The 25,360-nt window shown below is 71.3% G+C and carries 19 protein-coding genes and 3 pseudogenes; 9 read left to right on the top strand and 13 right to left on the bottom strand.

Annotated elements, in window-relative coordinates; genetic code table 11:
- The 5 genes and pseudogenes from KM933_RS32005 to KM933_RS32025 all read left to right on the top strand — a co-directional run.
- Positions 1 to 235, top strand: a pseudogene (locus KM933_RS32005) (hypothetical protein); the annotation flags it as partial.
- A 15-nt stretch (positions 236 to 250) separates the two neighbouring features.
- Positions 251 to 1,198 (top strand): glycosyltransferase family 2 protein, encoded by a 948-nt coding sequence (locus tag KM933_RS32010; RefSeq protein ID WP_221358833.1) that lies wholly within the window; start codon positions 251 to 253, stop codon positions 1,196 to 1,198.
- Positions 1,195 to 2,478, top strand: a complete 1,284-nt coding sequence (locus tag KM933_RS32015) for a polysaccharide pyruvyl transferase family protein (RefSeq protein ID WP_221358835.1) — start codon at positions 1,195 to 1,197, stop codon at positions 2,476 to 2,478. Before KM933_RS32010 ends, KM933_RS32015 begins: the two co-directional genes overlap by 4 nt.
- The gene (gene rfbC, locus KM933_RS32020; protein ID WP_221358837.1) at positions 2,475 to 3,026 is read left to right on the top strand and encodes a dTDP-4-dehydrorhamnose 3,5-epimerase; all 552 of its coding nucleotides are present in this window, start codon (positions 2,475 to 2,477) and stop codon (positions 3,024 to 3,026) included. Before KM933_RS32015 ends, rfbC begins: the two co-directional genes overlap by 4 nt.
- Before the next feature lie 7 nt (positions 3,027 to 3,033).
- Positions 3,034 to 4,386 (top strand): glutamate-1-semialdehyde 2,1-aminomutase, encoded by a 1,353-nt coding sequence (locus tag KM933_RS32025; RefSeq protein ID WP_221358839.1) that lies wholly within the window; start codon positions 3,034 to 3,036, stop codon positions 4,384 to 4,386.
- Between the two features lie 24 nt (positions 4,387 to 4,410).
- On the opposite strand, the gene KM933_RS32030 is transcribed toward KM933_RS32025, so the two are convergent.
- Entirely contained in the window at positions 4,411 to 5,079 is a 669-nt protein-coding gene (locus KM933_RS32030) for a phosphatase PAP2 family protein (protein WP_221358841.1), read from the bottom strand.
- A 304-nt stretch (positions 5,080 to 5,383) separates the two neighbouring features.
- On the opposite strand from KM933_RS32030, the pseudogene KM933_RS39875 reads away from it, so the two are divergent.
- Positions 5,384 to 5,552: pseudogene (locus KM933_RS39875) on the top strand (IS3-like element ISMyma3 family transposase); the annotation flags it as partial.
- Between the two features lie 375 nt (positions 5,553 to 5,927).
- Here KM933_RS39875 and KM933_RS32035 read toward each other — a convergent pair.
- The 4 genes and pseudogenes from KM933_RS32035 to KM933_RS32050 form a co-directional block, all read right to left on the bottom strand.
- Complete coding sequence (locus KM933_RS32035) at positions 5,928 to 6,641, bottom strand: nitroreductase (RefSeq protein ID WP_260334462.1); 714 nt, start codon at positions 6,639 to 6,641, stop codon at positions 5,928 to 5,930.
- Between the two features lie 333 nt (positions 6,642 to 6,974).
- Positions 6,975 to 7,571, bottom strand: a complete 597-nt coding sequence (locus KM933_RS32040) for a TetR/AcrR family transcriptional regulator (RefSeq protein ID WP_221358843.1) — start codon at positions 7,569 to 7,571, stop codon at positions 6,975 to 6,977.
- Between the two features lie 258 nt (positions 7,572 to 7,829).
- A pseudogene (locus KM933_RS32045) lies at positions 7,830 to 8,588 on the bottom strand (NADPH-dependent F420 reductase); the annotation flags it as partial.
- A 175-nt stretch (positions 8,589 to 8,763) separates the two neighbouring features.
- The gene (locus KM933_RS32050; RefSeq protein ID WP_221358847.1) at positions 8,764 to 9,390 is read right to left on the bottom strand and encodes a TetR/AcrR family transcriptional regulator; all 627 of its coding nucleotides are present in this window, start codon (positions 9,388 to 9,390) and stop codon (positions 8,764 to 8,766) included.
- Positions 9,391 to 10,072: 682 nt separating this feature from the next.
- Between KM933_RS32050 and KM933_RS32055 the strand changes: the two genes are divergently transcribed.
- The gene (locus KM933_RS32055; RefSeq protein ID WP_221358849.1) at positions 10,073 to 11,677 is read left to right on the top strand and encodes a DHA2 family efflux MFS transporter permease subunit; all 1,605 of its coding nucleotides are present in this window, start codon (positions 10,073 to 10,075) and stop codon (positions 11,675 to 11,677) included.
- Entirely contained in the window at positions 11,674 to 13,014 is a 1,341-nt protein-coding gene (locus KM933_RS32060; protein ID WP_308013608.1) for an NtaA/DmoA family FMN-dependent monooxygenase, read from the top strand. Before KM933_RS32055 ends, KM933_RS32060 begins: the two co-directional genes overlap by 4 nt.
- A gap of 270 nt (positions 13,015 to 13,284) precedes the next feature.
- Here the strand turns inward: KM933_RS32060 and KM933_RS32065 are convergent, their stop codons facing one another.
- From KM933_RS32065 to KM933_RS32100, 8 genes are all read right to left on the bottom strand, one after another.
- Positions 13,285 to 14,181 carry a shikimate dehydrogenase gene (locus KM933_RS32065; RefSeq protein ID WP_221358851.1) on the bottom strand — a complete coding sequence of 299 codons (897 nt, stop codon included), beginning with the start codon at positions 14,179 to 14,181 and terminating at the stop codon, positions 13,285 to 13,287.
- 99 nt (positions 14,182 to 14,280) lie between these two features.
- A complete protein-coding gene (locus tag KM933_RS32070) occupies positions 14,281 to 16,293 on the bottom strand; it encodes an oxidoreductase (protein WP_221358852.1) in 2,013 nt (670 codons plus the stop codon).
- A 71-nt stretch (positions 16,294 to 16,364) separates the two neighbouring features.
- The gene (locus tag KM933_RS32075) at positions 16,365 to 17,099 is read right to left on the bottom strand and encodes an ABC transporter ATP-binding protein (RefSeq protein WP_308013609.1); all 735 of its coding nucleotides are present in this window, start codon (positions 17,097 to 17,099) and stop codon (positions 16,365 to 16,367) included.
- A complete protein-coding gene (locus KM933_RS32080) occupies positions 17,096 to 18,934 on the bottom strand; it encodes a branched-chain amino acid ABC transporter ATP-binding protein/permease (RefSeq protein ID WP_221358854.1) in 1,839 nt (612 codons plus the stop codon). The genes KM933_RS32075 and KM933_RS32080 overlap by 4 nt, the downstream gene beginning before the upstream one ends.
- A complete protein-coding gene (locus KM933_RS32085; RefSeq protein WP_221358856.1) occupies positions 18,931 to 19,800 on the bottom strand; it encodes a branched-chain amino acid ABC transporter permease in 870 nt (289 codons plus the stop codon). The genes KM933_RS32080 and KM933_RS32085 overlap by 4 nt, the downstream gene beginning before the upstream one ends.
- Before the next feature lie 7 nt (positions 19,801 to 19,807).
- A complete protein-coding gene (locus KM933_RS32090; RefSeq protein WP_221358858.1) occupies positions 19,808 to 20,968 on the bottom strand; it encodes an ABC transporter substrate-binding protein in 1,161 nt (386 codons plus the stop codon).
- Positions 20,969 to 21,084: 116 nt separating this feature from the next.
- Positions 21,085 to 22,836 (bottom strand): thiamine pyrophosphate-binding protein, encoded by a 1,752-nt coding sequence (locus tag KM933_RS32095; RefSeq protein ID WP_221358860.1) that lies wholly within the window; start codon positions 22,834 to 22,836, stop codon positions 21,085 to 21,087.
- Positions 22,833 to 24,335, bottom strand: coding sequence for an aldehyde dehydrogenase family protein (locus KM933_RS32100; RefSeq protein WP_221358862.1), 1,503 nt, complete (start codon positions 24,333 to 24,335; stop codon positions 22,833 to 22,835). The genes KM933_RS32095 and KM933_RS32100 overlap by 4 nt, the downstream gene beginning before the upstream one ends.
- Positions 24,336 to 24,548: 213 nt before the next feature.
- Between KM933_RS32100 and KM933_RS32105 the strand changes: the two genes are divergently transcribed.
- Complete coding sequence (locus KM933_RS32105; RefSeq protein ID WP_308013610.1) at positions 24,549 to 25,319, top strand: IclR family transcriptional regulator; 771 nt, start codon at positions 24,549 to 24,551, stop codon at positions 25,317 to 25,319.
- The last annotated feature ends 41 nt before the right edge of the window (positions 25,320 to 25,360 follow it).

Consider the following 25,360-nt stretch of genomic DNA (forward strand, 5'->3'; position numbering starts at 1 on the left):
GGCCGCGGCCGGGCTGCGCGCGCTCGCCGCGGCCCGGCGCAGCCTGCGCTGCCAGCTGTTCGCCTCCGCCTGCTACGTCGGCGGCGGGCTCGGCGGAGCCGCCCTGGGCGGCACGGTCGGCTCCGCCTGGGGCGTGGCCGCCGCGACCGCCTGCGGCTCGGCCGCGTGGTGGCTGCAACTGCGCGCCGCCCTCCGCGAGCGCCGTCAGAACCCCCTTCCCGAAGTGATGACGTGAGGACGTGAGGACTCCATGACCGCCCACCCCAGGCTGAGCGTCGGCCTGCCCGTCTACAACGGCGAGGAGTACCTCGCCGAGGCGTTCGACGCCCTGCTCGGCCAGACCTACGAGGACTTCGAGCTGGTCGTCTCCGACAACGCCTCGACCGACGGGACCCAGGAGATCTGCCGCGCGTACGCGGCGAAGGACGCGCGTGTCCGGTACATCAGGCTGCCCCGGAACATCGGCGCCGCGCCGAACCACAACTACGTGTTCACCGAGTGCCGCGGCGAACTGTTCAAGTGGGCCTCGCACGACGACCTCTACGCCCGGGACCTGCTGCGGCGCTGCGTCGAGGCGCTGGACGAGCGGCCGGACGTGGTCCTCGCGCACAGCGGCCAGGCGGTCATCGACGAAGCCGGCCGGGTGAAGGTCCCGTACGAGTACTCGCTGGCCACCGACTCGCCGCACGCGCCGGAGCGCTTCCGCAGCCTGCTGTTCGAGCCCGGCGGCGACGACTTCTACGGCGTGCTGCGGGCCGACGTGCTGCGCCGGGTGAAACCGCACGACAGCTACCATCACGCGGACCGCACGTTCGTCGCCGAGATCACCCTGCACGGGCCCTTCCACCAGGTGCCGGAGCTGCTGTACTTCCGCCGCGACCACCCCACCCGCGCCGAGCGCGCGAACCCCTCCAAGCGCTCCCGGTGCGTCAACCTGGACCCGCGCCGGGCGGGCCCGCTGCACCCGACGCCCCGGCTGCTCGCCGAGTACGTCTGGGGCTTCGTCTCGGCGGTCCGGCGGGCGCCGCTGTCCGCGGCCGACCGGCGCGCCTGCTACCGCCACCTCGCCGCGTGGGCGGCCAGCCGGGCCCGGCCGGGCGCCGGTGAGCGGGTCGAGGACCGCGCCCCGGTCGACCCGGCCCGGCTGACCGTCTCCGTCGACGCCCTCGTCGCGGGCCGGGAGGGGAGGCGGGCATGACGTCCCCGGACACGACGGACAGGACGGACGCGACGGACGCGGCTCCGGTACGCGTCGGGGTGTTCGGCCTGCTCGGCTCCGGCAACCTCGGCAACGACGGGTCGCTGGAGGCCGTGCTCGGATACCTGCGCGCCGAGCACCCGGACGCGGCCGTGGACGCGCTGTGCGGCGGACCCGAGGCCGTCACGGCCCGGTACCGGATCCCCGCGACACGGCTGCACTGGTACCGCGGCGAGTACCGGACCGCGTCACGCCTGGGCGCGGTCGCGGGCAAGGGCCTGGGCAAACTCGTCGACGTCTTCCGCACCGCCGCCTGGGTGCGCCGGCACGACGTGGTGATCGTGCCGGGCATGGGTGTCCTGGAGGCCACGCTGCCGCTGCGGCCGTGGGGCTTCCCGTACTCGCTGTTCCTGCTCTGCGCGAGCGGCCGGCTGCTGCGCACCCGGGTCGCACTGGTCGGCGTCGGCGCCGCCCCGATCGGGGACCGGGCCACCCGGGCCCTGGTGCGCCGGTCGGCGCGGCTGGCCGCGTACCGCTCGTACCGGGACGCCCAATCCCGGGACGCGCTGCGGGAGATGGGTGTGGACACCTCGCGCGACGGGGTCCACCCGGACCTGGCGTTCGCCCTGCCGCAGCCGCAGCCGAGCGCGCCGGCGGGCTCGCCGGGTCCGGTCTGCGTCGGCGTCATGGACTTCCACGGCGGCAACGACGACCGCGCCAGGGCCGAGGAGATCCACCGGCGCTACCTCGACGGGACGACCCGGTTCGTGCGCGCGCTGGTCGAGGAGGGCAGGCGGGTCCGGCTGCTCACCGGGGACGCGTGCGACGCGACGGTGGTCGCCGCGATCCTCGACGCGGTGGACTCGCCGCTGGTCACCGCCACCGGGGCGGCCTCCCTGGCCGACCTGATGAAGGAGACGGCGGCCGCGAGTGCCGTGGTGGCCACGCGGTACCACAACCTGGTCTGCGCGCTGAAGGCCGGCACACCTGCCCTCGCGCTCAGCTACGCGGCCAAGAGCGACGCGCTGATGGCCCGGATGGGTCTCGGCGCGTACTGCCACCCGGCCCGCGAGGTCGACGCCGACCGGCTGCTGGAGCAGTTCCGGGAGCTGGAGGAGCGGTCGACGGAGCTGCGGCGGACCCTCGCCGAGCGGAACGCGGCCGTCACCCGGGAACTCGACGGCCAGTTCGCGGAGTTGACCGCGGCCCTGTTCCCGGAGGCGGGCCGAACCCCTGCGCACGACCACGCCCACACACACGCCGTACGGAAGGCCCCATGAGAGCGACCGAAGTGCCGGCGATCGCCGGCGCGTACCTGTTCGAGCCGACGCCGTACGCCGACGAGCGCGGCTTCTTCTGCCGCACCTTCGACGCCGACGTGATCCGCTCGGTGGGCCTCGACCCGCACGCCTTCGTCCAGGACAGCGTGTCCCGCTCGGCCCGGGGGGTGCTGCGCGGCCTGCACCTGCGCTCCGGCGCCGGCGAGGCCAAGCTGGTGCGGTGCTCGTACGGGAGGATCTTCGACGTCGTCGTGGACCTGCGGCCGGACTCGCCGACGTACCGCAACACGGCTTCCTTCGAGCTGTCCGACGAGACGCAGACGACCCTCTACGTCCCGGCCGGGTGCGCGCACGGCTTCCAGGCGCTGACCGCGACCGCCGACACCTCCTACCGCATCGACCGTCCGCACGACCCGGCCGAGGACGTGACGATCGCCTTCGACGACCCGGAACTCGCCATCGCGTGGCCGCTGCCGGTCACCTCCGTGTCCCGGCGGGACCGGGAGGCGCCGGGTCTCGCCGTGGCCCTGAAGCAGAGGGAGGACTGAGGCCGCCATGGGAACCGAAGGCACCGAAGGCGCTGAAGGGACGCGCGAGTTCGCGCTGCCCCGGTCGAGGGCGGCCAACGAGCGGCTGCACGCCCTGGTCCCCGGAGGCGCGCACACCTACGCCAAGGGCGACGACCAGTACCCCGAGCACCTGGCCCCGGTCATCAGCCACGGCCGCGGCGCCCACGTGTGGGACGTCGACGGCAACCGCTACATCGAGTACGGCTCCGGTCTGCGGTCGGTCAGCCTCGGCCACGCCCACCCACGGGTGACCGAGGCGGTGCGGCGCGAGCTCGACCGCGGCAGCAACTTCGTGCGGCCCTCCGTCGTGGAGGTCGAGGCCGCGGAGCGCTTCCTGACCACCGTGCCGACCGCCGAGATGGTGAAGTTCGCCAAGAACGGCTCCGACGCCACCAGCGCCGCGGTGCGCCTGGCCCGCGCCGCCACCGGCCGCCCGCGGGTGGCCGTCTGCGCGGACCACCCGTTCTTCTCCACCGACGACTGGTTCATCGGCACCACGCCGCTGTCCGCGGGCATCCCGGCGGCGACCACCGATCTCACCGTGGGGTTCCCGTACGGGGACCTGGCCGCCACGGAGGAGCTGCTCACCCGGTACCGGGACGAGGTCGCCTGTCTGATCCTCGAACCCGCCACCCACACCGAGCCGCCGCCCGGCTACCTCGCCGGGCTGCGCGAGCTGGCCGACCGGCACGGCTGCGTCCTGGTCTTCGACGAGATGATCACCGGCCTGCGCTGGTCCGAGGCGGGTGCCCAGGGCCTGTACGGCGTCGTCCCCGACCTCTCCACGTTCGGCAAGGCGCTGGGCAACGGGTTCGCCGTCTCCGCGCTGGCCGGGCGCCGCGAGCTGATGGAGCGGGGCGGGCTGCGCCACTCCGGTGACCGGGTGTTCCTGCTGTCCACCACGCACGGTGCGGAGACGCACTCCCTGGCGGCGGCCATGGCCGTGCAGACCACCTACGCCGAAGAGGGCGTCACCGCGCGGCTGCACGCCCTCGGCGAGCGGCTGGCCGCCGGTGTCCGGGACGCCGCCGCCGCCATGGGCGTCGGCGACCACGTCGTCGTCCGGGGGCGGGCCAGCAACCTGGTCTTCGCCACCCTCGACGGGAGCGGGCGGCCCTCGCAGGAGTACCGCACCCTGTTCCTGCGCCGGCTCCTCGTGGGCGGGGTGCTCGCCCCGTCGTTCGTGGTGAGCAGCGCCCTCGACGACACCGACATCGACCGCACCGTCGACGTGGTGGCCCAGGCGTGCGCGGTGTACCGCAAGGCGCTGGACGCGGGCGACGCCACTCCGTGGCTGGGCGGACGGCCGGTGAAGCCGGTGTTCCGCCGCCGGGCATGACGTGACGTCAGCGGTGACGTGACGTCAGCGGTGCCGGTGCCGCCGCCCGCGCGGGCCGGCGGTCCGGTCGAGCAGCCACGCGGTCGCCGGTACCGATGCCAGCGCGGTGCACCAGCCGCCGAGGACGTCGGTCGGGTAGTGCGCGCCCAGCGACACCTGCGCCCAGCCCATGGCGGCGCCGGCGGCCAGTGCCGCGCCGAGCACGAGTGAGGTGCCGACGGCTCTGCCGAGGCCGGGCCGGCCGGCCGCGAGCAGCGCCGTCGCGAGGGCGAGCGCGGTGAGGAAGGCGGTGTGCCCGCTCGGGTAGGACAGGTTGCCGTCGCCGTGGATCGTGCGCCCCACCAGGAATTTGAGCAGGGTCGCCGTCACCACGGCGACACCGGTCCCGGCGACGGCGAACAGCGCAGCCTGAGGCCGCCGGAGCAGCAGACAGACCGTCACGGCGGCCAGGACCAGCGCCGCCGCCCCGACGGGCTCCCCGAGGAAGTCCGTGGCCAGGGCGACGTACCGCCAGGGCGGGCGCACGCTGTCCGCCGTCGGCGGCACGATCCACCGGTCCACCGTGCCGGGCTCGCCGTGGCCGGCGTACAGGACTCCGAGCGCGGCGACCGTCAGCGCGGCGAGGACCGCGATCAGTCCGAGCGGCGCGCGCAGCGGCGGGGGCAGCACGGGGGACGCCGGCCGGCCGGTCACCCGCCCGTCGCGTCCGGTTCGGTCCGCGGTGGTTCGCTGTGATCGGTGGATGGTGTGCCGTCCCTCCCGTCGTGGCCGCCGGCGCCGTGTCACCCGCCACCGCGCTGCCACGCCCCCGAGAACTGCCCGCTGCCGCCCCGGTCCTGAACCGCAAACGACACCTCTTCCTCCTCCGACTGCCTCCAGCGGCACATCCCCCACCACGACGTCATGTCGGCACCCTTCCCGGAGCGCCACCGGGTCACTCCCCCGTTCCGGGTTCCGTGGAGGCTCCGGACTGTCCCGAGTCGAGTGGGGCCGAGTTATGGCACGTCCCTCCCCGTACCCCGCTGAACTGCGGCGTCGTACGGTTCGTATGGTCGCCGAGATACGCCCCGGCTACGGCACCGAGCGGGCCGCGATGGAGGCCGTCGCGAGCAAGCCCGGGATCGGCACGGCCGAGACGGTGCGCCAGTGGGTCCGCCGGGACCAGATCGATCCCTCCACCTGCCACTCGGCCAGACTTCGCCCGCCGTCGGTGAGATCGAATTCGCTGGCGCACAGGACGCGATCAGTGACTCGTGCGGTCCGTGTGCATATGACTCTCGCGAGTGCCTGATTCGCGATCGCACCAGCTCGTCCGTCCGTCCGTACGAGGGGTATGTGCCCCTATTGGTACGACCGGGTCACACGAGCGCGGGGAGGGAACGGTCCGATCGACTATCCGGCCACCGGCAGCTGAACTGGCGATCTCGTCCTGTGGCGAAGCCACGGCTGCAGTATTGGCGGGGAAATTTCCCTGGAGCCATCGATCCGAAATTTGTCGGCACCATACTGATCGCCCATCCGGTGCCGCCGACCGGGAGGTGCTACTGCTCGTTGAGGACTCCGGGGGTGTCGTGCAGGACGACGCTCTGCTCCAGCGGAGCGCGTCCCATGTGGAAGCCGTTCACCGTTGCGGTCATGTCGGCGGCGCCGAAGGAGATGCCGAACAGCAGTTTGAGCTCCTCGGGAACGTCCAGGAACTCACGGACGGTGTCGGCGTACTGCCCGAGCATGGTCTGCGGAATGCCGCCGAGGCCCCGGGCCGTCAGGGACAGCAGGAAGTTCTGCGCGTACATGCCGATGTCACCGGCCGCCCGCACCCCGTCGCCGAACGCCGGCATGAAGAGGAAAGCGGCGTGGGGGGCACCGAAGAACTCCAGGTTCTCACGGGCGTGCGCGTACCTCGACGCCTGGTCCGAGCGGGATATTCCCACGGACCGGTAGACGGTCGCGGCGTGCTCATGGGCCCGGTCGAGGTAGGTGCCCTTGCCGAAGTCTGCGTAACTGAAGGAAAAGTCGGGGGAGAACCGCTTCTCCTCGTCGGCCTTGAGCAGTTCCCTGCTCAGGGCGTCGCGTGCCGCGCCCGAGACGACGTGCACCGTCCACGGCTGGGTGTTGCAGTTCGACGGGGCCGCTTGGGCGTCTTCCAGTATGCCGAGGATGTCCGACGGGGGCAGCGGGGTGGGCAGGAACTTCCGGACGGAGAACCGGGAGCGCATGATGTCGGTGATGGGCGAGGGTGTGGGGGTGGCGGGCAAGATGATTCCTTTCAGAGGTGGCCGGTTGCGGTGACCGGCCGAGTCTTACGAGGTGGTCGCAGGGCGTGGGGTGGTGCCGGGGGCGTCGGAAGCGGGCGGGCGGTTCTGGGGCGACCGGAGTCTGCGGGAAGGACGGACGGGCGGTCACGGCCGGGCCTCGGACGGCATCGGCCGTACGCGCCGCGTTTCACAGCAGCGCTGTCGGTCGATCGGACTCCCCGGCAGGGCCCGTCCGGGGAATGGCCGGGTGCGGTGTCTGGCTGTTGGTGGAAGGGCCCCGCCGTGGAGCGCCGAGGGCGTCCGCATTCGCCTGCGCGAAGAAGGGCTGGTGGTCTACTCCGGGCCGCCCTGTTCGCAGTATCCGCGCTCGATGAGAGCGCGCAGGCGGTCGAGCGCCTCTTCGTCGTGGGCGCCGGTGCCTTTGGTCCAGGCCAGCCAGACGGCTGCGAGGTACAGGTCGTAGCCCTTCACCGAGGGGCGTGCGTGCCCCACCTGCTGTGCGGCCCGCACGTACTCCTCGGTGGTGGCGATCAGGTCGTCACAAGGGAGCGTGAGCGGGTTGCCCGGCTCCTGCTCCCGGGCCGCGGCCATGAGCGGTTCCGGCAGCCCGCTGAAGGCGCTGAAGTACTCCTCCATGGCCCGCAGCCACTGCCGAAGCCTCTCGGAGGCGTCACGGAGTCCGGCGATGTCCGCCCGGCGGGCCACCAGTTCCGCGGAGCGCGTCTGCAGCACGGCCGCCAGCAGCGCCTCCCGCGTCGGGAAGTGCCGGTAGAGCGTGCCCGGCCCGACGCCGGCCTCTTTGGCCACTCCCTCCAGGGAGGCGCCGACCCCGTCCCGCAGGAAGTGACGCTGCGCCGCCTCCAGAAGGGCCGCACGGTTGCGCTGGACGTCCGCCCGGGGCTTGCGCCCCCGCTGGCTCTCGGCGCTCATGCGTCCTCCCGGTTCTTGCGTGTTTCCATGGCCCCGACGAAAACGGAGGCTGGCTCCGGACAAGCTCGAGCCTAAAGCGGAGGAGGTGTCCGGTCAAGCGGCCCGGCGCCTCCTGGGAGGTCCTGCCGGGTTCCGCGGAAGGGCGGGGGCGGCCGCTCGCCTCCGTTGCCCACCCTTCTCGGCCCCTCTTCGGCCGGATGCCGGTCCGGGCGCATACCGCTCGACGGCCGATGCGCGAGTACGGGGCACGCCTCGGGGTCACATGAAGAGGACCCGGTTCAGACGGACGCCGTACTCCGCGTCGGGGTTGGTCGTGGCGTCCCCGACCCTCTCCTGGATCGCGGCGACGGCCAGGTCGCGCCGCCGGGGCAGGCGCTCGGCCTCCGCCGCCGTCAGCGCGTCCGGCATCTCCTCGCGGGTGAGGTCGGTGCAGTAGCAGGGCGCGCCCGGCTGCTGGCGCCAGGAGTCCGCGAGCGTGCCGGCGTCGAAGGCGTCGAACCCGGTGTCCTCGACCAGTGCCATGGCCGCCTGGCGGTCCTGGTCGCGGTCGGCGGCGACGGGGATGGCGATGCGGCCCGGGCTTCCCGCGGGCCTGTCCTTGGCCGCGAACGAGTGGGAACCGATCGCGTTCCACGCCTTGGCGATCGGCCGGCCCAGCTGCTCGGTGACCCACAGGCTCTCGGCCTGGCCGGCGTCGACGGCCTCGATCCGGCCGTCCCGCGCCGGGTAGTAGTTCGACGTGTCGATGACGGCCGTGTCGGCCGGTACGGCGGCGATCAGCGCCGCGACCTGCGGCAGACGGATCAGGGGAATCGAGAGGATCACGACGTCGACGTCCGCCACGGCCTCCGCCGCGGTGACCGCGCGCCCGCCCGAGGACAGCGCGTCGGCCTCGATCGTGTGCGGGCCGCGCGAGTTGGCCACCTTCACGTCATGTCCCGCGGCACTGAGCCGCTGGGTCAGGGTCTTGCCGATGTGTCCTACGCCCAGAATGCCGATCTTCATGGTGGATCTCCTTGTGCCGGGTCGAGGGGAGGAAGGAAGCCGGTCAGCGGCTGACGTGGCGCCGGTATTCCCCCGGCATGCGGAGGCAACGCGGCCGACCGGGCAGGTCCTGGCCGGTGACGGGTGTCCGGCGGTGAAGCCTTGAGGGACTGTCCTGCGGAAAGGTGTCGCGCTTGTTCGCTTGCGCCTACGGCGCTGGAGGGCCTTCGTCGCCGGCGGACGTCGTGCGCCTCGCGGGCGCCTCCCACCCGGTGCGCATGAGGGAGACGAGCGCGTCGGGCGACGACTCGTCGGCCAGGGCGGCGCCACGGGCCCAGGCCGTGGCCAGCGTGCTGAGGAACAGGTCACGTCCCCGCACCTGGGGATTGGCGTGGCCGTCGCGCTGAGCCGCGCGGAGGAAGTCCTCGGTGGTCGTAACGAAGCCCTGGCAGGTGAGCGCCAGCGGGGACGTACCCTCGGTCAGCGCGACCCGCAGGGGTTCGGGCAGGCCGTCGAAGGCGGTCACCCATTGGTCCAGCGCCTGAAGCCACTGTGTGAGCGCGGCGCGGGAGTCGGTCACCTCGCGCTGGATGGCGACGCGGCGGGCCTCCAGCTCTTCGTCGCGGGCCTGCAGCAGGGCAGCCAGCAGCGCCTCCCGGCTGGGGAAGTGCCGGTAGAGCGTGCCCGGGCCGACACCGGCCCGCTTGGCGATGGCATCCATGGAGCCGGTGATGCCCCGCTCGGTGAAGAACTCCTCCGCGACCTCCAGGATGTGTGTGCGGTTGCGCTGCTTGTCCGTCCGCTGCCGACGCTCGCCGGAGGCTGCCTCACCCATGTGTCGTTGCACCTCTCGTCGATCGTACGGAGATCGTCTCCGCACGATCGGCCATGAAGCGGAGACTGCCTCCTTCTTACTTGTTCCGATGTTACCGCCGCCCTCGGCGGGCATGCGCTGCTCCCGGGGCGGCCGGGCGCGGCACGCGGGCGATCCGCACCGGCGGCTGCCGGGCCGCCGCCCGCCTCGGTGTGGGGCGCCGCCATGGCCGGCTCCACTCCCCTCGCGGGCGCACGTATGAGCGGCGATGAGCCGATCGCCGCCACCTGCCGACTGCGAGCCCGGGGCGCTCGTCGGCCGCCTGTGTCCAGGCACCTTCCGTGGCCTCGGTCACCTCCGCTCGCCCGTCGTTGACAGGCGGAGACCCCCTCCGTATCGTTCTTGTGTGAACGGAGACCATCTCCGTTTCTTTCCGGTTCGTCGAANACCTCCGCTCGCCCGTCGTTGACAGGCGGAGACCCCCTCCGTATCGTTCTTGTGTGAACGGAGACCATCTCCGTTTCTTTCCGGTTCGTCGAAGCACCGGCGAGGCCCTGGTGGCCCCCGCAGATCACCGGCGGCTCACCGCCGACTGACGTCCTCGCGTATGCCGGGTGCCGGCCTGTCCACCGGCCCGGACCCGATCCTGCCCGCCGACGGGCCGGGCACGTCGCGGCGACTGATCTTTTCCACACCTCACGAGATGGCGAGCACGCACATGACCACCCCACCGGCATCCGACGTCGCAACCGCGGCACCGGCATCCCACTCCGGCGATCGGCTCCCACCGGGTGTCGCCCTGGTCATCGGGGTCCTGATGGTCTCGACGTTCATCGTCTTCCTCAACGAGATGCTCCTCGGCGTCGCCCTGCCCACGCTGATCGCGGACTTCGGGGTCAGCCCGAGCACCGGACAGTGGGTCACGACCGGCTTCCTGCTGACCATGGCCGTGCTGATCCCCGCCAGCGGATTCGTGATGCGGCGCTTCCACATGCGAACGATCTTCCTGGTCGCGATGTCACTGTTCCTCGTCGGGACGACACTCGCCGCGATCGCGCCGACGTTCGGCCTCCTGGTGGCCGGCCGGATCATCCAGGCGTCCGGCACCGCCGTCTTCCTGCCCTTGCTGATGACCACGACGATGCGCCTGGTCCCGGCCGGCCGCCGCGGCCGGATGATGGCGATCACGACGGCCGTCCCGTCCGTGGCACCGGCCCTCGGGCCGGCGCTGTCGGGTCTCGTGCTGTCCGTACTGAGCTGGCGCTGGCTGTTCATCCTGATGCTGCCGATCGGGGCCGTCGCCCTGGCGCTGGGCGCGTGGAAGCTGCGCAACACCACCACCCCGGAGCCGGTGGCCCTGGACGTGCCGTCGCTGCTGCTGTCCGCGATCGGGTTCGGCGGCCTCGTCTACGGACTCTCCCTGATCGGCGAGGCCTCTGCCGGGCACTCCCCGGTCTCGCCGTACCTGCCGATCGCGGTGGGACTGGCGGGCCTGGTGGCGTTCGTCCTGCGACAGATCCCCCTGCAGCGCCGCGACAGTGCGTTCCTGGACATGCGGATCTTCCTGCGGAAGTCGTTCGTCCTGCCGATCCTGGTGATGGTGTTCGTCGCGGGCAACGGGATCGGTCTGCTGGTCGTGGTCCCGCTGGTGCTGACCAACGTCACCGGCCTGAGCACCCTCCAGCTCGGGCTCTTCCTGATCCCGGGCGGGGCGGCGATCTCGATCGTGGCGGCCCTGAGCGGCAGGGTCTACGACCGTCTCGGCCCGCGCCCGCTGGTGATCCCCGGTGCGGTCGTCTGGCTGGCCGTCCTGTGGTTCCTCAGCCGGGTGGACGAGAGCACGAGCGTGATCACGCTGATCCTGGCGTGGCTGGTGTTCACCAGCGCGATGGCCGCGATGTGGGCGCCGCTCACGACCAGCGCGATGGGTGCCCTGCGCACCGAGCTCTACCCGCACGGTACCGCGGCCTTCGCCACCGTCCAGCAGCTCGCCGGTGCCGGTTTCGGTGCGGTGTTCATCTCGGCCTACACCATCGGTTCCGGTGCCGGGGACGCCGGCGTGCTCACCACGGCGCAGGCCGAGTCCGCCGGACAGGCGGCCTTCATCACCGCCTGGGCCATCGGCCTGCTCGTGCTGGTGGGCGCCCTCTTCGTCGGCCGGACACCGACTCCGGCCGCCGACGGGACGGTCGCCGACGGAACGCTCGCTGCCGCGCCGGGACCGGCCGGCGACGAGGCCGTCGGCGGCGGGACGATCGGCGGCGCGTCGGCCACCGGCGAAGCGGTCTGCAAGGCGGGGACCCGGTGACCACGGACAGAAAGCTCGTCCTCGGGATGGGGCTGATCGACGGATACGGCGGCCTGCACGGCGCCTGGCGTGCCCCGCACGTGGACCCCGGGACCTACGCCGACGTCGATGCCACCGTGCGTCATGCGAGAGCCGCCGAGCGCGGCAAGTTCGCCTTCCTCTTCACCCCCGACTTCCCCGCCGTACGCGGCGACGTCGAGCACTCCACGATCAGCAACCTCATGGACCCGCTCATCCAGCTGACCGCCGTCGCGCGCGAGACGACGCACATCGGCTTCGTCGCGACCGGGTCGACGACGTTCCAGGAACCGTTCAACACGGCACGCCAGTTCAAGGCCCTGGACGTGGTGAGCCACGGTCGCGCGGGCTGGAACGCGGTGACGACCAGTGACCCCGCCGTCGCCGCCAACTACGGACGGCCCGTCGCCGACCGCGCCGAGCGTTACCAACGGGCGCACGAAGCGATCCAGATCGTCCAGGCGCTGTGGGGCAGCTGGCACGAAGACGCGTGGATCAAGGACCAGGCGGCGAACCGCTTCATCGACCCGACGAAACTGCGGCCCGTCAACCTGCAGGGCCGGTACGTCGCCTCACGGGGCCCCCTGGCGATCCCACCGTCGGAACAGGGCCAGCCCGTCGTCTTCACGTCCGGCGGCCCCAGCCCGCACCTCCTGTCGATCGCGGGCCGCTACGCGAGCGGCTTCATCGCCGAGGTGTGGACGATCGAGGAGGCGCGCGCCCAGCGCGAGCTCGTACGGAACGCGGCACGCGAAGCCGACCGCGACCCCGACGAGATCAAGTACATCGCCGGCATCATGACCACCGTCGCGCCGACCGTGCGCGAGGGCCTCGACCGCCGCCTGACGTACTCGGGCGACGTCATCGAGGCCCGCCTGCCCCACCTCGGCGCGATGCTCGGGATCCACATCCACCCGGACCGGTTCGACGAACCCCTCACACCGGACCAGCTGGCGTCCGCGCACGCCTCACCGCGGGACCCGCGCTCGTCGAACGCTCTGGCGGTGGCACGCCAGGGGTGGTCCCCGCGCGACGTCCTCGCCCACGGCGTGATCGACTTCCATCCCACCGTCGTGGGCCCGGGCGAGCTCCACGCCGACCACCTCCAGGAGTGGTTCGAGGCGGGAGCCGCCGACGGCTTCTGGGTGACACCCGACATCTACGAGGACGGCGTCGACGCATTCGTCGACGAGGTGGTGCCGATCCTGCAGGAACGCGGCATCTACCCCACCGAGTACCCGGGCACGACCCTGCGCGCGAACCTCGGCGTTCCGCACCAGTACGGACCCGACCCCCGCATCACCGCAGCCGAGCAGTAGGACCGTGTCCTACATGGTCAGCTCGAGGAACCGGACATGGGGCTGTTGCCGCGCCGGCCCGGCGAGGTCTTCCAGGTCAGCGGGCGGGCCCGGTCGTCAGCCGGCAGGCGGACCTCTGCGGTCAGCCCGTCCCGGGAGCGCGCCCCAGGCCCGCAGACACCGCGCTCACCACAAGCGGACTCAACTGGATCAGCCTGCGTCCGGCCGCCCTTCTGAACGCCCTTGAGATGTGGCGCGCAAGCCGGGCGAAGACGTGCCGGGACGGTGCGGCTACGTGTGCGCCCGCGGCTCGGCCCTGAGATCGGCGAGGTCGCCGAACATGTGGGAGGTGTGGGGAGTGAGCCCGGTGATGAGCCGGAATGCCGCCGCCGCTTCGTTCACCAGGACGCCGCCGGCGTCGAGAACCCGGCAACCGAGCGCGTTGCCCGCACGCAGGAGCGGGGAGTGGAGCGGATGGCCGTGCGCGTCGAATATCCACAGGTCCTTGTGCAGGTCCTTGTACAGGTCCTCGGACAGTTCGGACCACGGCGTGCCCTGGTCTCCCGTACCGCTGGACGGCAGAGTGTTGACGAGACCGTCGGCCCCCTGCAACCGCACGGGGAGTTCTCCGGCGGGGAATGCCTCGACCCAGTGGTGTCCGGTGCTCCGGTCGAGCTGCTCGGCCAGGGCGCGGGCGCGGCCGGGAACGGGATCCGTGACCCAGAGATGTTCTGCCTTCTGCTCACGCAGGGCATGCGCGGCGGCGATTCCGGCGGCGCCCGCTCCGATCTGCACCACCCGGGTGAGGGGAACTCCGGGCAGCCCCCTGGCCATGGCCGCGGTATGGCCGGCGACATCGGTGTTGTGTCCGACCGTTCGGCCGTCCTGGGTGAAGACGACGACGTCGACGGCCTGTAACCGAGCTGCCGACCGGGACAGTTCGTCGAGATGGGATGCCACGGTGTGACGGTAGGGAGGGGCGACAGCCAGACCGGCGAAGCCGAAGGCGCGGCAGGCTCGCAGAAGTCCGGGCGTGCCTTTGCCGCGGAGGGCTTGCCCGTCGGCGTCCACACGTCGGCAGAGGTAGCGCAGGTTGTGGCGACGCGCCTCCCGTTCATGGAGATCGACAGCGAGCGAGCGAGCGGCGTCCGATCCCATGAGGCCGACGAGGCAGGAACTCCGGACCATGGCAGCTCCACCCGAGTTATGTACGAACTGGTTCGTTATGAATATCAGGAGAGGGGCGCCACGGGAAGGGAACGGGGCGGGTCGATCGGTCACGTGCCTTCAGGGGTCGCGCCTCTTGAGCCCTGCTGGACCTTCGGGAATCCGGTGGCGTCGAGCAACCGCGTGCACCGCCTCCGCTGTCCGCGCGGCGGAGGCGAGACACTGGCGCAGCGAGTCTCCCCGGTTGTCCGCTCCTCCAGTCGTGAACACGCCGAGGTACGGGGCGCGTTGCCGGCATGCGTCGAGCAGCTCGGTCACCGGCACGACACCCCGCGACACGATGAGTGGACCCGGTGCGTCGATCCATTGCTCCGTCGCAGCGGTACGGACCTTTATCCGGTGTTCGTCCACGGCGGTCGGGCCGGCGTTGAGCAGGATGCGAACCTCTGGATTCCCCTGAAGTCGTGGAACGGTGAGAATCTTCGCCCGTCGGCCGACGTCCGGGGCGAGCGAGTTCTGGGCGCCCACGAGGAGCACCCTCGTACCTGCTGCGGCCATGTGGTCGGCCGTTGCCACTCCTTCCCGGTCGGCCCCCCAGATGACACACTGGTCCGTTTCGTCCCCACTCTCCAGCCAGTCGTGGACGTCCACCACGGTGCGGCGCTCGGCACCGGGCAGTCGCAGGTCTGCGAGGCCAGGTCCGCGTACGCCTGTCGCCAGGACGACGGCGTCGGCGTCCTGTGCCGCGAGCAGGTTCTCGTCGACCGCCGTCCCGGTGCTCACCAGCACTCCGAGACGGGCCAGTTCGCCCTCCAGCCAGTGCAGCAGCCGGCTGTAGTCGGGATGCTGGCCGAGTCCCGCGGCGAGCCGGAACGCACCGCCGACCCGTCCCGCCGACTCCGCCACTTCGACTCGGTGTCCCTGTTCGGCGAGCAGCCGTGCCGTCTCCATACCGGCGGGTCCGGCACCGACGACCAAAACCCGCGCCCTGCCCCCTGAGGGCTGTGGGGTGCGTCGCAGGTGCTCTCTTCCGGCGGTCGCGTTGACGCTGCAGCCGATGGGGCGGCCCTGGTGGAGTTCGTCGATGCACAGGTTGCACGCGATGCACGGACGGTAGGGCTCGGCGGACAGCGCCCGGTTCGGAAACGCCGGATCGGCGTGGAGCGTCCGGGCCATGGAGACGAAGTCCGCCTGGCCCGACCGCAGCACCTGTGCCGCCGCTTCCGGGGTGGCGATGCGCCCTGCCACTCCTACCGGGAGCCCGTACGCCGCCCGGTAGCGTGCGGCGTACGGGGCGAGGACCCCCGGCTTCCACTCGCCGGGCTGCACGATCCACTCACCCGCCTCGTACGAGCCGGCCGAGACGTCGAGGAAGTGCAGCCGTTCCAGGGGCACCGCCTTCATGAGATCGAAGGTCTCGTCGGCGCTCAGGCCCCGGTCGTGGCCCTCGTGGGCGGAGATGCGCAGGCCCACGGCCTGATCGGGACCCGCCTCGCGGAGTACGGCATCGATGACCAGGCGCAGGAAGAGGGTGGGGTCGGCGAACTCGTCGGTGCGGTGGTTGGTGGCCTTCGACAGGAACTGGTGGATGAGGTATCCGTGTCCCGCGTGGATGGTCAGGACGTCGGCCCCGGCTTCGCGGCAGCGGCGGGCGGCGTCACCGTAGGACCGCGCGAGCTCGTGGACGTCGGAGGCGTCCAGTTCGTCGGGGACCTCACCGCCGGTGACCGCGCAGGGTACCGGTGACGGGGCGACAGGACGGTGTCCGCTGACGGCTCGCCGGGTGGTCCTGCCACCGTGGTTCAGTTCCGTACCGAGGTGTGCGCCGTGGCGGTGCACGGCATCGGACAGGGCGCGCAGTCCGGGGATGTGCCGGTCGTCGTCAAGGGCCAGTTGACGCGGTCTGCCTCTGCCGTCGGCCCGGACGTACCCGGCTTCGGTGTGGACGAGGGCCGCGCCTCCCGCCGCCCTGGCCGCGAGGTACGCCACGTACCGGTCGGTGACGGAACCGTCCTCGGTGCAGTAGTTGCGCTCCATGGGCGCGGCGACGAACCGGTTCCGCAGGTGCAGAGGGCCGACCTGCAGCGGGGCGCCCAGCAGGGTTCGCAGGTCGGCTGCCTGCATGCCGGTCATCGGTGCGAGGAGTCCTTCCCGTGGTGCGGAGGTTGTCCGGGGCGGGGCGGCATGTGCCGCGTCGCCCCCGGTCACAGCCCCAGGTACACCTCCCTGACCCGGGGGTCGTGGCTGAGCTGCGCGGAGGTGCCGTTCATGGCGACCTCGCCGTTCTCCATGACGATGCAGTGGTTGGTCACGCCGAAGGTGAGCTTGGCGTTCTGCTCCACCAGCAGCAGGCTCAGACCTTCCTCGCGCAGTTTCAGCAGGACGTCGAGGATGCTGCCGACGAGCTTGGGGGACAGCCCCATGGAGGGTTCGTCCAGGACGAGCAGCCGCGGCCGGGTCATCAGGGCCCTGCCGATCGCGAGCATCTGCTGCTGTCCGCCGGACAGCGCGCCGGCGAGCCGCTCGCGCATCTCTTCCAGCACCGGGAACAGGGCGTACACCTCGGCGAGTTGCCGATGGGTGTCCTCGTCCCAGGCTCGTGAGTACGCGCCGAGGAGCAGGTTCTTCTCCGCGGTCAGGCCGGGGAAGACATGGCGCCCCTCCGGTACGTATCCGATGCCGTGGCGCACCATGTCGCGGGCCTTGACGCGGGTCAGGTCGTGGTCGCCCAGACGGATGCGGCCGCTGCTGCGGGGGACGAGTCCCATGAGCGCCTTGAGGGTGGAGGTCTTGCCCGCTCCGTTGGCGCCGATGATGCCGACAGATTGACCCGGCTCGACGGTGAAGCCGATGGAGGTGACGGCGCGGACGCCGCCGTAGTGCACGCTCAGGTCCTCCACGGTCAGGCGCCGGACGGTGTCGGCTCCGCTGACCTTCACGGGGTGGCCTCCTTCGCACGGTCCGGCCGGGCGGCGGACGGGGGTGTGTCGAGGTCGAGTTCGGCCAGGTCGGAATCGCCGAGGTAGGCCTCGATGACCTCCGGTGCGGACACGACCTCCTGGGGGGTGCCTTCCGCGATGACCCTGCCGCTGGACAGGACGGTGACCTTCTCGCACAGGGACATGACCAGGCCCATGTTGTGTTCGATGAGGATCACGGTGGTTCCGCTGTCGCGGATGGAGCGGACGATGCGGATGAGCTGCTGCACCTCCCCGCCGTTGAGGCCGGCCGCCGGTTCGTCGAGCAGGAGCAGCCGCGGGCGGGCCGCCATGGCGCGGGCGATCTCGATGCGGCGCTGGATGCCGTACGGGAGGGAGGAGGGGTCGGCCTCCGCGAAGTCGGCGAGTCCGTAGCGCCGGAGGATGTCGTCGGCCTGGGCGCGCAGCCGGCGTTCGCGCGTGAGGACACCGGGCTGCCAGAGGGCGTACTGCCAGATGGTGTGCGTGCGGGTGCGGTCGAGGGCGACGAGGACGTTCTCCCGGACGGTGAGCTGTCCGAACAGGCGCAGGTTCTGGAAGGTACGGGCCAGGCCCGCCAGGGACAGCGTGTAGGGGCGGGCGGTGGTGGTGTCGGAGCCGGCGAAGCCCACGGTTCCGGCCGTCGCGCGGTAGAAGCCGCTGATGACGTTGAACAGGGTGGTCTTGCCGGAGCCGTTGGGGCCCACCACTCCGCGGATCTCGCCCTTCCGCACGGTGAGTGTCACCTCGTCCAGTGCCCGTAGCCCGCGGAACTGCTGGGTGACGCCCTCCACGGACAGGAGCACGCCGTCCCGGGCGGACCGGTCCTCGACCTCGTACGGAATGAAGGGCCGCAGCTCCGCGCGCGAGGACTGCTGGGCGCGGCGGCGGCGTTCGTACAGGGTACGCAGCCGGGCGGGGACGCCGGCCAGGCCGGTCGGCGCGAAGACGACCATGAGGACGACGACGACGCCGTAGCCGAGCTGGGCGTAGGTGGAGAAGTCCGACAGCCACTCCCGCACCATCGTCAGGCCGATGGCACCCACCACGCATCCCACCAGGGAACGGCGGCCGCCGATGATGACCATGGCCAGCAGGATGAACATGTTGGCGATGGAGAACGTCTCGGGGGCCACATAGCGTATGAGGCCGGCGTAGAGGACGCCGGCCAGACCGCCGTAGAGGCTGGCGAGCAGGAAAGCGGTCATGCGCAGGAACGGGATCTCGGCGCCCATGGCTCCCGCCGCGAGGGCGTCGTCGCGCATGGCGCGCAGGCGGCGGCCGAGTGAGGTGTGGACGACGAAGAGGCCGAAGAGGAGGGCCAGGCCGAAGACGAGGGCTTCCAGGTAGTAGTAGAGGTACTCGCTGGAGAGGTCCACGCCGGGCAGGGCGGGGACGGGGATGCCCGAGATGCCGTCGGCGCCGCCGGTGATGTCGGCGTTGGTGATCCAGTTGATGAAGCCCAGGGCGAGGCCGAGGGTGACGATGCCCAGGTAGTGGGACTGCATGCGCAGGGCGGGAACGCCGACGAAGAGGCCGACGACGACGGTGGCCAGGACGGCGAGCAGGGCCGAGAACCAGAACCCGTGGCCGTAGTGGGTGGTGAGGATGGCCACGGCGTAGGCGCCCACGCCGAAGAACGCGACCTGGGCGAGGTTGATCTGGCCGGACACCCCCATGGCCAGGCCCATGCCGATGGCGAGCAGGGCGTAGATGAGGGCGATGTTGACGACGTGGACGGTGTAGCCGCCCAGGCCGTACGGGAGTGCCCAGGCGGCGAGGACGAGGACGCCGGTGGCGGCGAGGCGGGACTTCATGCGCGGCTGACCGTCCTTTCACCGAAGATGCCCATGGGCCGGATCATGATCGCGATGGTGAAGACCAGGAAGGTGACCAGTACCGAGTAGCCCTGGAAGTGGCCGGCGGCATAGGAGTCGAGGACGCCGATGGCGATGCCGCCGACCACGGCGCCGTGGATGGAGCCGAAGCCGCCGAGCATCGCGGCGGCGAAGCCCTTGATGCCCAGTGCGCCGCCGAGTGAGGCGTCGACGTAGAGCATGGGGCCGACCAGGCCGCCGGCGAGGGCGGCGAGGCCCGCGCCGATGGCGAAGGCGAGCGCGTTGCTGCGGCCGACGTCGATGCCGACGGCGGTGGCCGCCTCGTGGTCCATGGCGACGGCCTGCATGGCCGCGCCGCGCTTGGTGCGGGAGAGGAAGAAGGCGAGGGCGACGACGGCGAGCGCGGCGACCGCCATGACCAGGAGGTCGTAGGTGCGGATCCGGATCCCGAGGACGTCCAGGGGCGCGGAGTCCAGGGGCGACGGTACGGCACGTCCGGTGGTGCCCCAGATGATGATGGCGAGGGCCTGGAGGACGATGCCGAAGCCGATCGTGCCGATCAGCATCAGGTCGAAGTCCTTGTTCTCCAGGGGCCGCAGAACGCGTTCGATGACCAGGCCGATGGCGCCGGTGATGACGATGGCCAGCCCCATGGCGACGGCGAAGGGGAGGTGGGAGGTGAGGTAGAAGGTGGAGGCGGCGTAGGCGCCGATCATGGCGATGTCGGCGTGGGCGAAGTTGACCAGACCCATGGTGCGGTACACCAGGGAGAAGCCCATGGCGACCAGGGCGTAGACGGCGCCGAGGCTCAGGCCGCTGACGAGGGTTTGAAGGGTGTCCTGCACGTCGTTCTCACTTCTGCTCGACGAGCTTGCCGTCCCGGATGACGCCGATGGCCGTCTCGGTGATGCCGACACCGTCGGCGCCGAACTCGAACCGTCCGAGCAGTCCGTCGTAGGCGGTGGCGCGGATGGCGTCGGCGAGTTTCCTGCCGGTGGCGACGTCACTGCTCTTCAGGGCGGTGAGGAGGATGTTCGTGCCGTCGTAGGCCTTGGCGCCGTGCAGTTCGGCCTCTTCGCCGTAGGCCGCCTGGTAGGCGGCCGCGAACTTCTGCGCTGCGGGGCTGATGTCGTTGCTCAGGTAGGGGGAGCTGACGATGGTGCCCTCGACGGCCTTCTCGCCCGCGGTGTCGATGAAGACGGGCGTGCCCTGGGGAGCGGCGCCGGCGAACGGAACGGTGATGCCGAGGTCACGGGCCTGCTTGACGATGAGGCCCGCCTCCACCTCCTCGGAGCCGATGAAGACGGCTTCGGGCTTCTTGGAGCGGATCTTGGTGAGCGCGGCGCTGAAGTCCTTCTGGTCGGTGGTGACGACCTGGTCGGTGACGGGACTGACTCCGAGATCCTTGGCCGCCTTGGCGAAGGCGTCGTGTTCGCCCTTGCCGAAGGAGCCGTTGTTGGTGATCATCGCGATCTTCTTGTAGCCCTTGTCCTCGATGAGGTGCTTGGCCAGGGTGCTGTCGTAGGTCGTGCTGGTGGGCCCGTTGAGGAAGAGGAACGGGCTCTTCTGGTCCACGAGGGCGTCCGCCTGGCCGGAGGTGATGTTCGGTATGCCGGCCTGCTTGAGCACGGGGGCCATGGCGATGGTGACCGCGCTCTCCGCGGTGCCGATCATCGCGATGTAGTTCTCACTGTCGATCTTGCGGGCCAGATTGGTGCCGGTGGTGGGGTCACCCTGGTCGTCGAACGACTTCATCTCGATCTTGCGGCCGTTGACGCCGCCCTTCTTGTTCCACTCGTCGATGGCGAGCTTGGCGCCCTTGTACTCCCACTCGCCCAGCGAGGAGAGCTGCCCGCTGCGGGCGTTGACGACAGCGATCTTGATGGGGCCCGAGTCGGACCCGGCCTCGCTGTCGGACTCGCCCGGGGCGCTGCAGGCTGTCAGGGCGGCGGCCAGGGCGACCGCTGCGACGAGTGCGGTGCGTGGGACGGAGGGGCGGGGTGTACGGCTCATGCGGGTCACCTCGTGACAGATGTGGGTGGGCGGTGACGGCGTGGGGGGAGTCGACGCGTTCCCGCCGGCCCGGCCGCCTTCCGGTCGGCGGAGTCGGTGTGGTGGGTGGTGCCGGGTCAGACGGTGTCGGCGGGGAAGTGTCCGGCGTAGATGTCCTTGATGTTCCAGTGCCCGGGGGTGGGAACCGGCTCGTTCACCATGGGCACGTCCAGCACGGCGGGCCGGCGGCGGGCGATGGCGTCGTCGAGGGCCTTGCGCAGTTCCGAGGGGACGGCGACGGTGTAACCGTCGGCGCCGCAGGACCGGCCGTACTGCGCGAAGTCGGGGCTGTAGGGCCGTCCTTCGGCGTCGGTGAACTCACAGCCGTAGGAACGTCCGAAGGATGACGCCTGCAGGTCGGCGATGGTGCCGTGAGCACGGTTGTTCATGACCACGAAGACGACGGGCGCACCCTGTTCCACGGCCATCGGCACCGCCGGCAGCTGGGCGCTCATGCCGCCGTCACCGATGAGGGCGACCACGACGCGGTCGGGCCGGGCGATCTGCACCCCCACCGCGGCGGCAGGACCGAAGCCCATGGTGGAGGCGCCTCCCGGGGTGATGAAGCGCCCCTGGCCGGGCAGTTCGTAGCACTGGGCGACGCCGTTCTTGTTCCAGCCGACGTCGGTGACGAGGACGGCGTCCTCAGGGAGGGCGTCACGCAGGTCCGCCAGGATGCGCTGCGGGCGCAGCGGGAAGTCGTCGCTGCGCCCGGCCTCCCGTGCCGCCTCGAAGACGCTCGTGCGGGCGGCGGCGATGGTCTCCCGCAGACCGGGGCGGGTGATGGCGGTGGTCTGCCGGGCCCGGACCGACGCGCCGATCTTCCGCAGGGCGAGTTCCACGTCGGCGACGGCGCCGATGTGCACCGGGTAGTTGCGGCCGATCTCGGCGGGGTCGATGTCGATCTGGATGAGCCGGCTGGGTGGGAAGTTCCAGGTGTGGGCGGCGTCCCAGGAGCTGGCGTCCGTCTCGGCGAAGCGGGTGGCCAGGGCGAGTACGACGTCGGCGCCCTTGGTGTGTTCGTGGGTGGTCTCCAGCCCCCAGAAGCCGGGCATGCCCAGGAGCAGGGGGTGCCGGTCGGGGACGACGCCCTTGCCCATGAGGGAGTGGGCGAGGGGGATGTCGAGGTGTTCGGCCAGGCGCAGCAGTTCGCCTCGGGCTTCGGAACCGCGCAGACCGCCGCCGAAGTAGACCAGCGGGCGCTCCGCCTCGAGCAGCGCTTCGGCGATCCGGTCGGCGGTGGCCTCGTCGAGTCCGGGCCGGCCGAGGTGGCCGGGAAGCGGGTGTTCACCGGCGTAGGGGGTGACCTGCCGGTTGAACAGGTCCATGGGGATGTTGATCAGTACCGTGCCCGGGCGTCCGCTGGTGGCGGTGAAGAAGGCCCGTTCGGTGACGCGTGGCAGGTCCTGTACGCGCTGCACCTCCCACGTCCGCTTGCAGAAGGGCCGGTAGACGGCCGTCTGGTCGGCGTCGGCGTGGAGGTTGACCTCCTGGTGCGGGTGGCGGCCGTGGTAGTAGGAGGGGATGTCCCCGGTGATGACGACGAGCGGTACGGAGTCCAGGGCGGCGGTGGCGACGCCGGTGACGGCGTTCATCATGCCGGGCCCGACGTGGGTGAGCAGGACACCGGGGCGGCCGGTGGCGCGGGCGTAGCCGTCGGCGGCGTGGGCGGCGGCCTGTTCGTGGCGGGCGATGACGAACTCGATCGGGCTCGGACCGAGTGCGTCGAGGAGGGCGATGTTGGTGTGTCCGCAGGTGCCGAAGACGTGTTCGACGCCGTAGGACTCGAGCTGGGCGACGAGGGCTTCGGCGGCGTTCACGGTGGTCACGGGGTCTCCTTGGGCAGTTCGCGGCTGTCGCCCCAGACGGACAGGCCGCGCAGCACGAGGGTCTTGACGACGGTGTAGTCGTCGATGAGCCAGCGGGGGGCCTCACGGCCGAAGCCGGAGTCCTTCACCCCGCCGAAGGGCACGTGGTCGAGGCGGAAGTTGGAGGATCCGTTGACGATGAGGCCCCCGACCTCCAGTCGCCGCCAGGCGGTGAGGATGCGGGTGAGGTCGTGGGTGAACAGGCCGGCCTGCAGTCCGTACCGGCTGGTGTTGCACTGCTCGATCACGGTGTCGAAGTCGTCGTAGGGCATGACCGCCACCAGCGCGCCGAACACCTCGTGCACGACCACGGAGGCGTGCGCGGGCGGGTCGGCGACGATCGTGGGCGCGGCCGTGGCGCCGACGCGGGTGCCGCCCCGGATCACGCTCGCGCCCAGTCGCCCGGCTTCCTTCGACCACTCCACCACGCGTTCGGCCGCTTTCTCGTCGACCATGGAACCGATGTCGGTGGTTTCGAGCAGGGGATCACCGATGACCAGGTCGTCGACCTCGGCGGTGAAGGCGTCGAGGAACTCGTCGTAACGGCTGCGGTGGACGTAGACCCGCTGGACGGAGATGCAGCTCTGGCCGGAGTTGCTGTAGCCGGTGCGTGCGCAGGTCTTGGCCGCCGCGGCGGCGTCGGCGTCCTGGCAGACGATCGTGGCGGCGTTCCCGCCCAGTTCCAGTGCGAGCCTCTTGGCGCCGGCCGCTCGGGCCACCGCCGCTCCGGTCGCGGCGCTGCCGGTGAAACTGATGACGCTCACCGCGTCGGCACCGCACAGGGTGGCGCCCACCTCTCCCCCGCCGTGCAGCAGTTGGACCGCCTGGTGGGGCATGCCGCTGTCCAGGAGCAGCGCGACGACGGCGGTGGAGATGCCCGGGGCCTGGGGCGGTGCCTTGACCAGGGTGGTGTTGCCCGCGGCGAAGGACGCGCCCAGTTTGTGCGCGAGCAGGTTGGCGGGGGCGTTGAACGGGGTGATGGCCAGAGCCACGCCGGCCGGCGCCCGGTAGGTGAAGGCGGTGTTCCCGATGCCGGTGTCCCAGCCGGCCACCGGCAGGGTCTGCCCGTCGATGCGGCGGGCCTCGGCCGCGCAGACGGCGAAGGTGGCGGACACCCGGTCGATCTCGGTTCGGCTGTCCTTCAGTGGTTTGCCCAGTTCCAGGGCGAGGAGGCGGGCGAGCCGGTCGCGGTGGACGACGGCGTTGCGCGCGGCGGTTTCGAGGATGCCGGCTCGGGCGGCGGGAGCGAGGTCGGCCGTCTGCCGCGCGTAGCGGCCGGCCCGGGCGACGGCGGTGTCCATCTCGCCGGTCGTCGCGGTGGGTGCGCGGCTGACGGTGCGTCGCAGGTAGGGGCCGGTGCGTTCGAGTGGCGGACCTTCACCGCCCCATGAACCGGACAGATAGGGAAGAGCCTCGACCACGTCGTTCTCGTCGGCGGCTTTGAGGAGGTCTTGCAGCATCACACCTCCAGAAAAAACCATCTGATGGTTTCCATGGACTGCTCTGTGGACTGGCGTGTAACGTACGGGCGCCAAGAGGCCGTGGCAATAGATCGGCCCCAGGAAGTTGAAATCAGCGATTTCCCAACACAGCAGCACTGGTGAAAGCTGTCGCTCCAGGTGTCGCGCCCGCCTACCGGGCTGCGGCGGTTGCCCACTGACGAAGGAGAGAACGTGGACGCGGAGCAAGGACCGGGTGGCGGTGTACGCAGTGTGCGCCGCGCTCTGGACATCCTGTCGCTGCTGACCGAGGATCAGCCCACCGTCCCCCTGAAGGACATGGTCGACGCCACCGGACTGCCCAAGACCACGGTGGTGCGCCTGGTGCAGACCCTGGAGCAGTACGGGCTGCTGTGGGCGACACCGGGCGGCTACACGGCGGGCCCGGGCCTGTGGCGATGGGCCCACCTGGCACACGCCAGCTGGGAACTGCCGCCCGACACGCAGAAATTGCTGCGCGAGCTGGTCGACCGGCGGGGCGAGACGGCGAATCTCATGATCCGCCGCGACGTCCATCGCGTCTGCGTCGCCCAGCAGGAGAGCCCGCAGCCGTTGCGGCACGTGGTGCGGGTGGGGGACGAGCTGCCCCTGTGGGCCGGCGCCTCCTCCAAAGTACTGCTCATCGGCGCTGTCGACGGTCTGCTGCAGAGAGTCGCCACCGGCTCGCCGCACGGAGTGGCCCACGTCGAGCAGTTGCGCCTGTGGGCCGAGGAGGCCGCCACCCGCGGGTACGCGATCAGCCGCGGTGAACGCGATGTCGGCCTCACGGCCGTCGCCGTACCGATCCGTACCCAGTCGGGGGTGGTGGTCGCCTCGCTCTCACTCAGCGGCCCGAGCGCGCGCATCCCGGAAAAGGTCGCCGAGGAGTTCGCGGGCGACCTGCTGAAGACGGCCGGGCGCATCGCGGACCAGGGCTTCCAGCACCCCCTGGGGCTGCGCACCTAACCCAGTACGCCGGCAGCGGCGCCGTGTGCGGCGCCGCTGGA

Origin of the sequence: Streptomyces beigongshangae (assembly GCF_019710745.1) — a bacterium.
Taxonomy (GTDB): Bacteria; Actinomycetota; Actinomycetes; order Streptomycetales; family Streptomycetaceae; genus Streptomyces; species Streptomyces beigongshangae.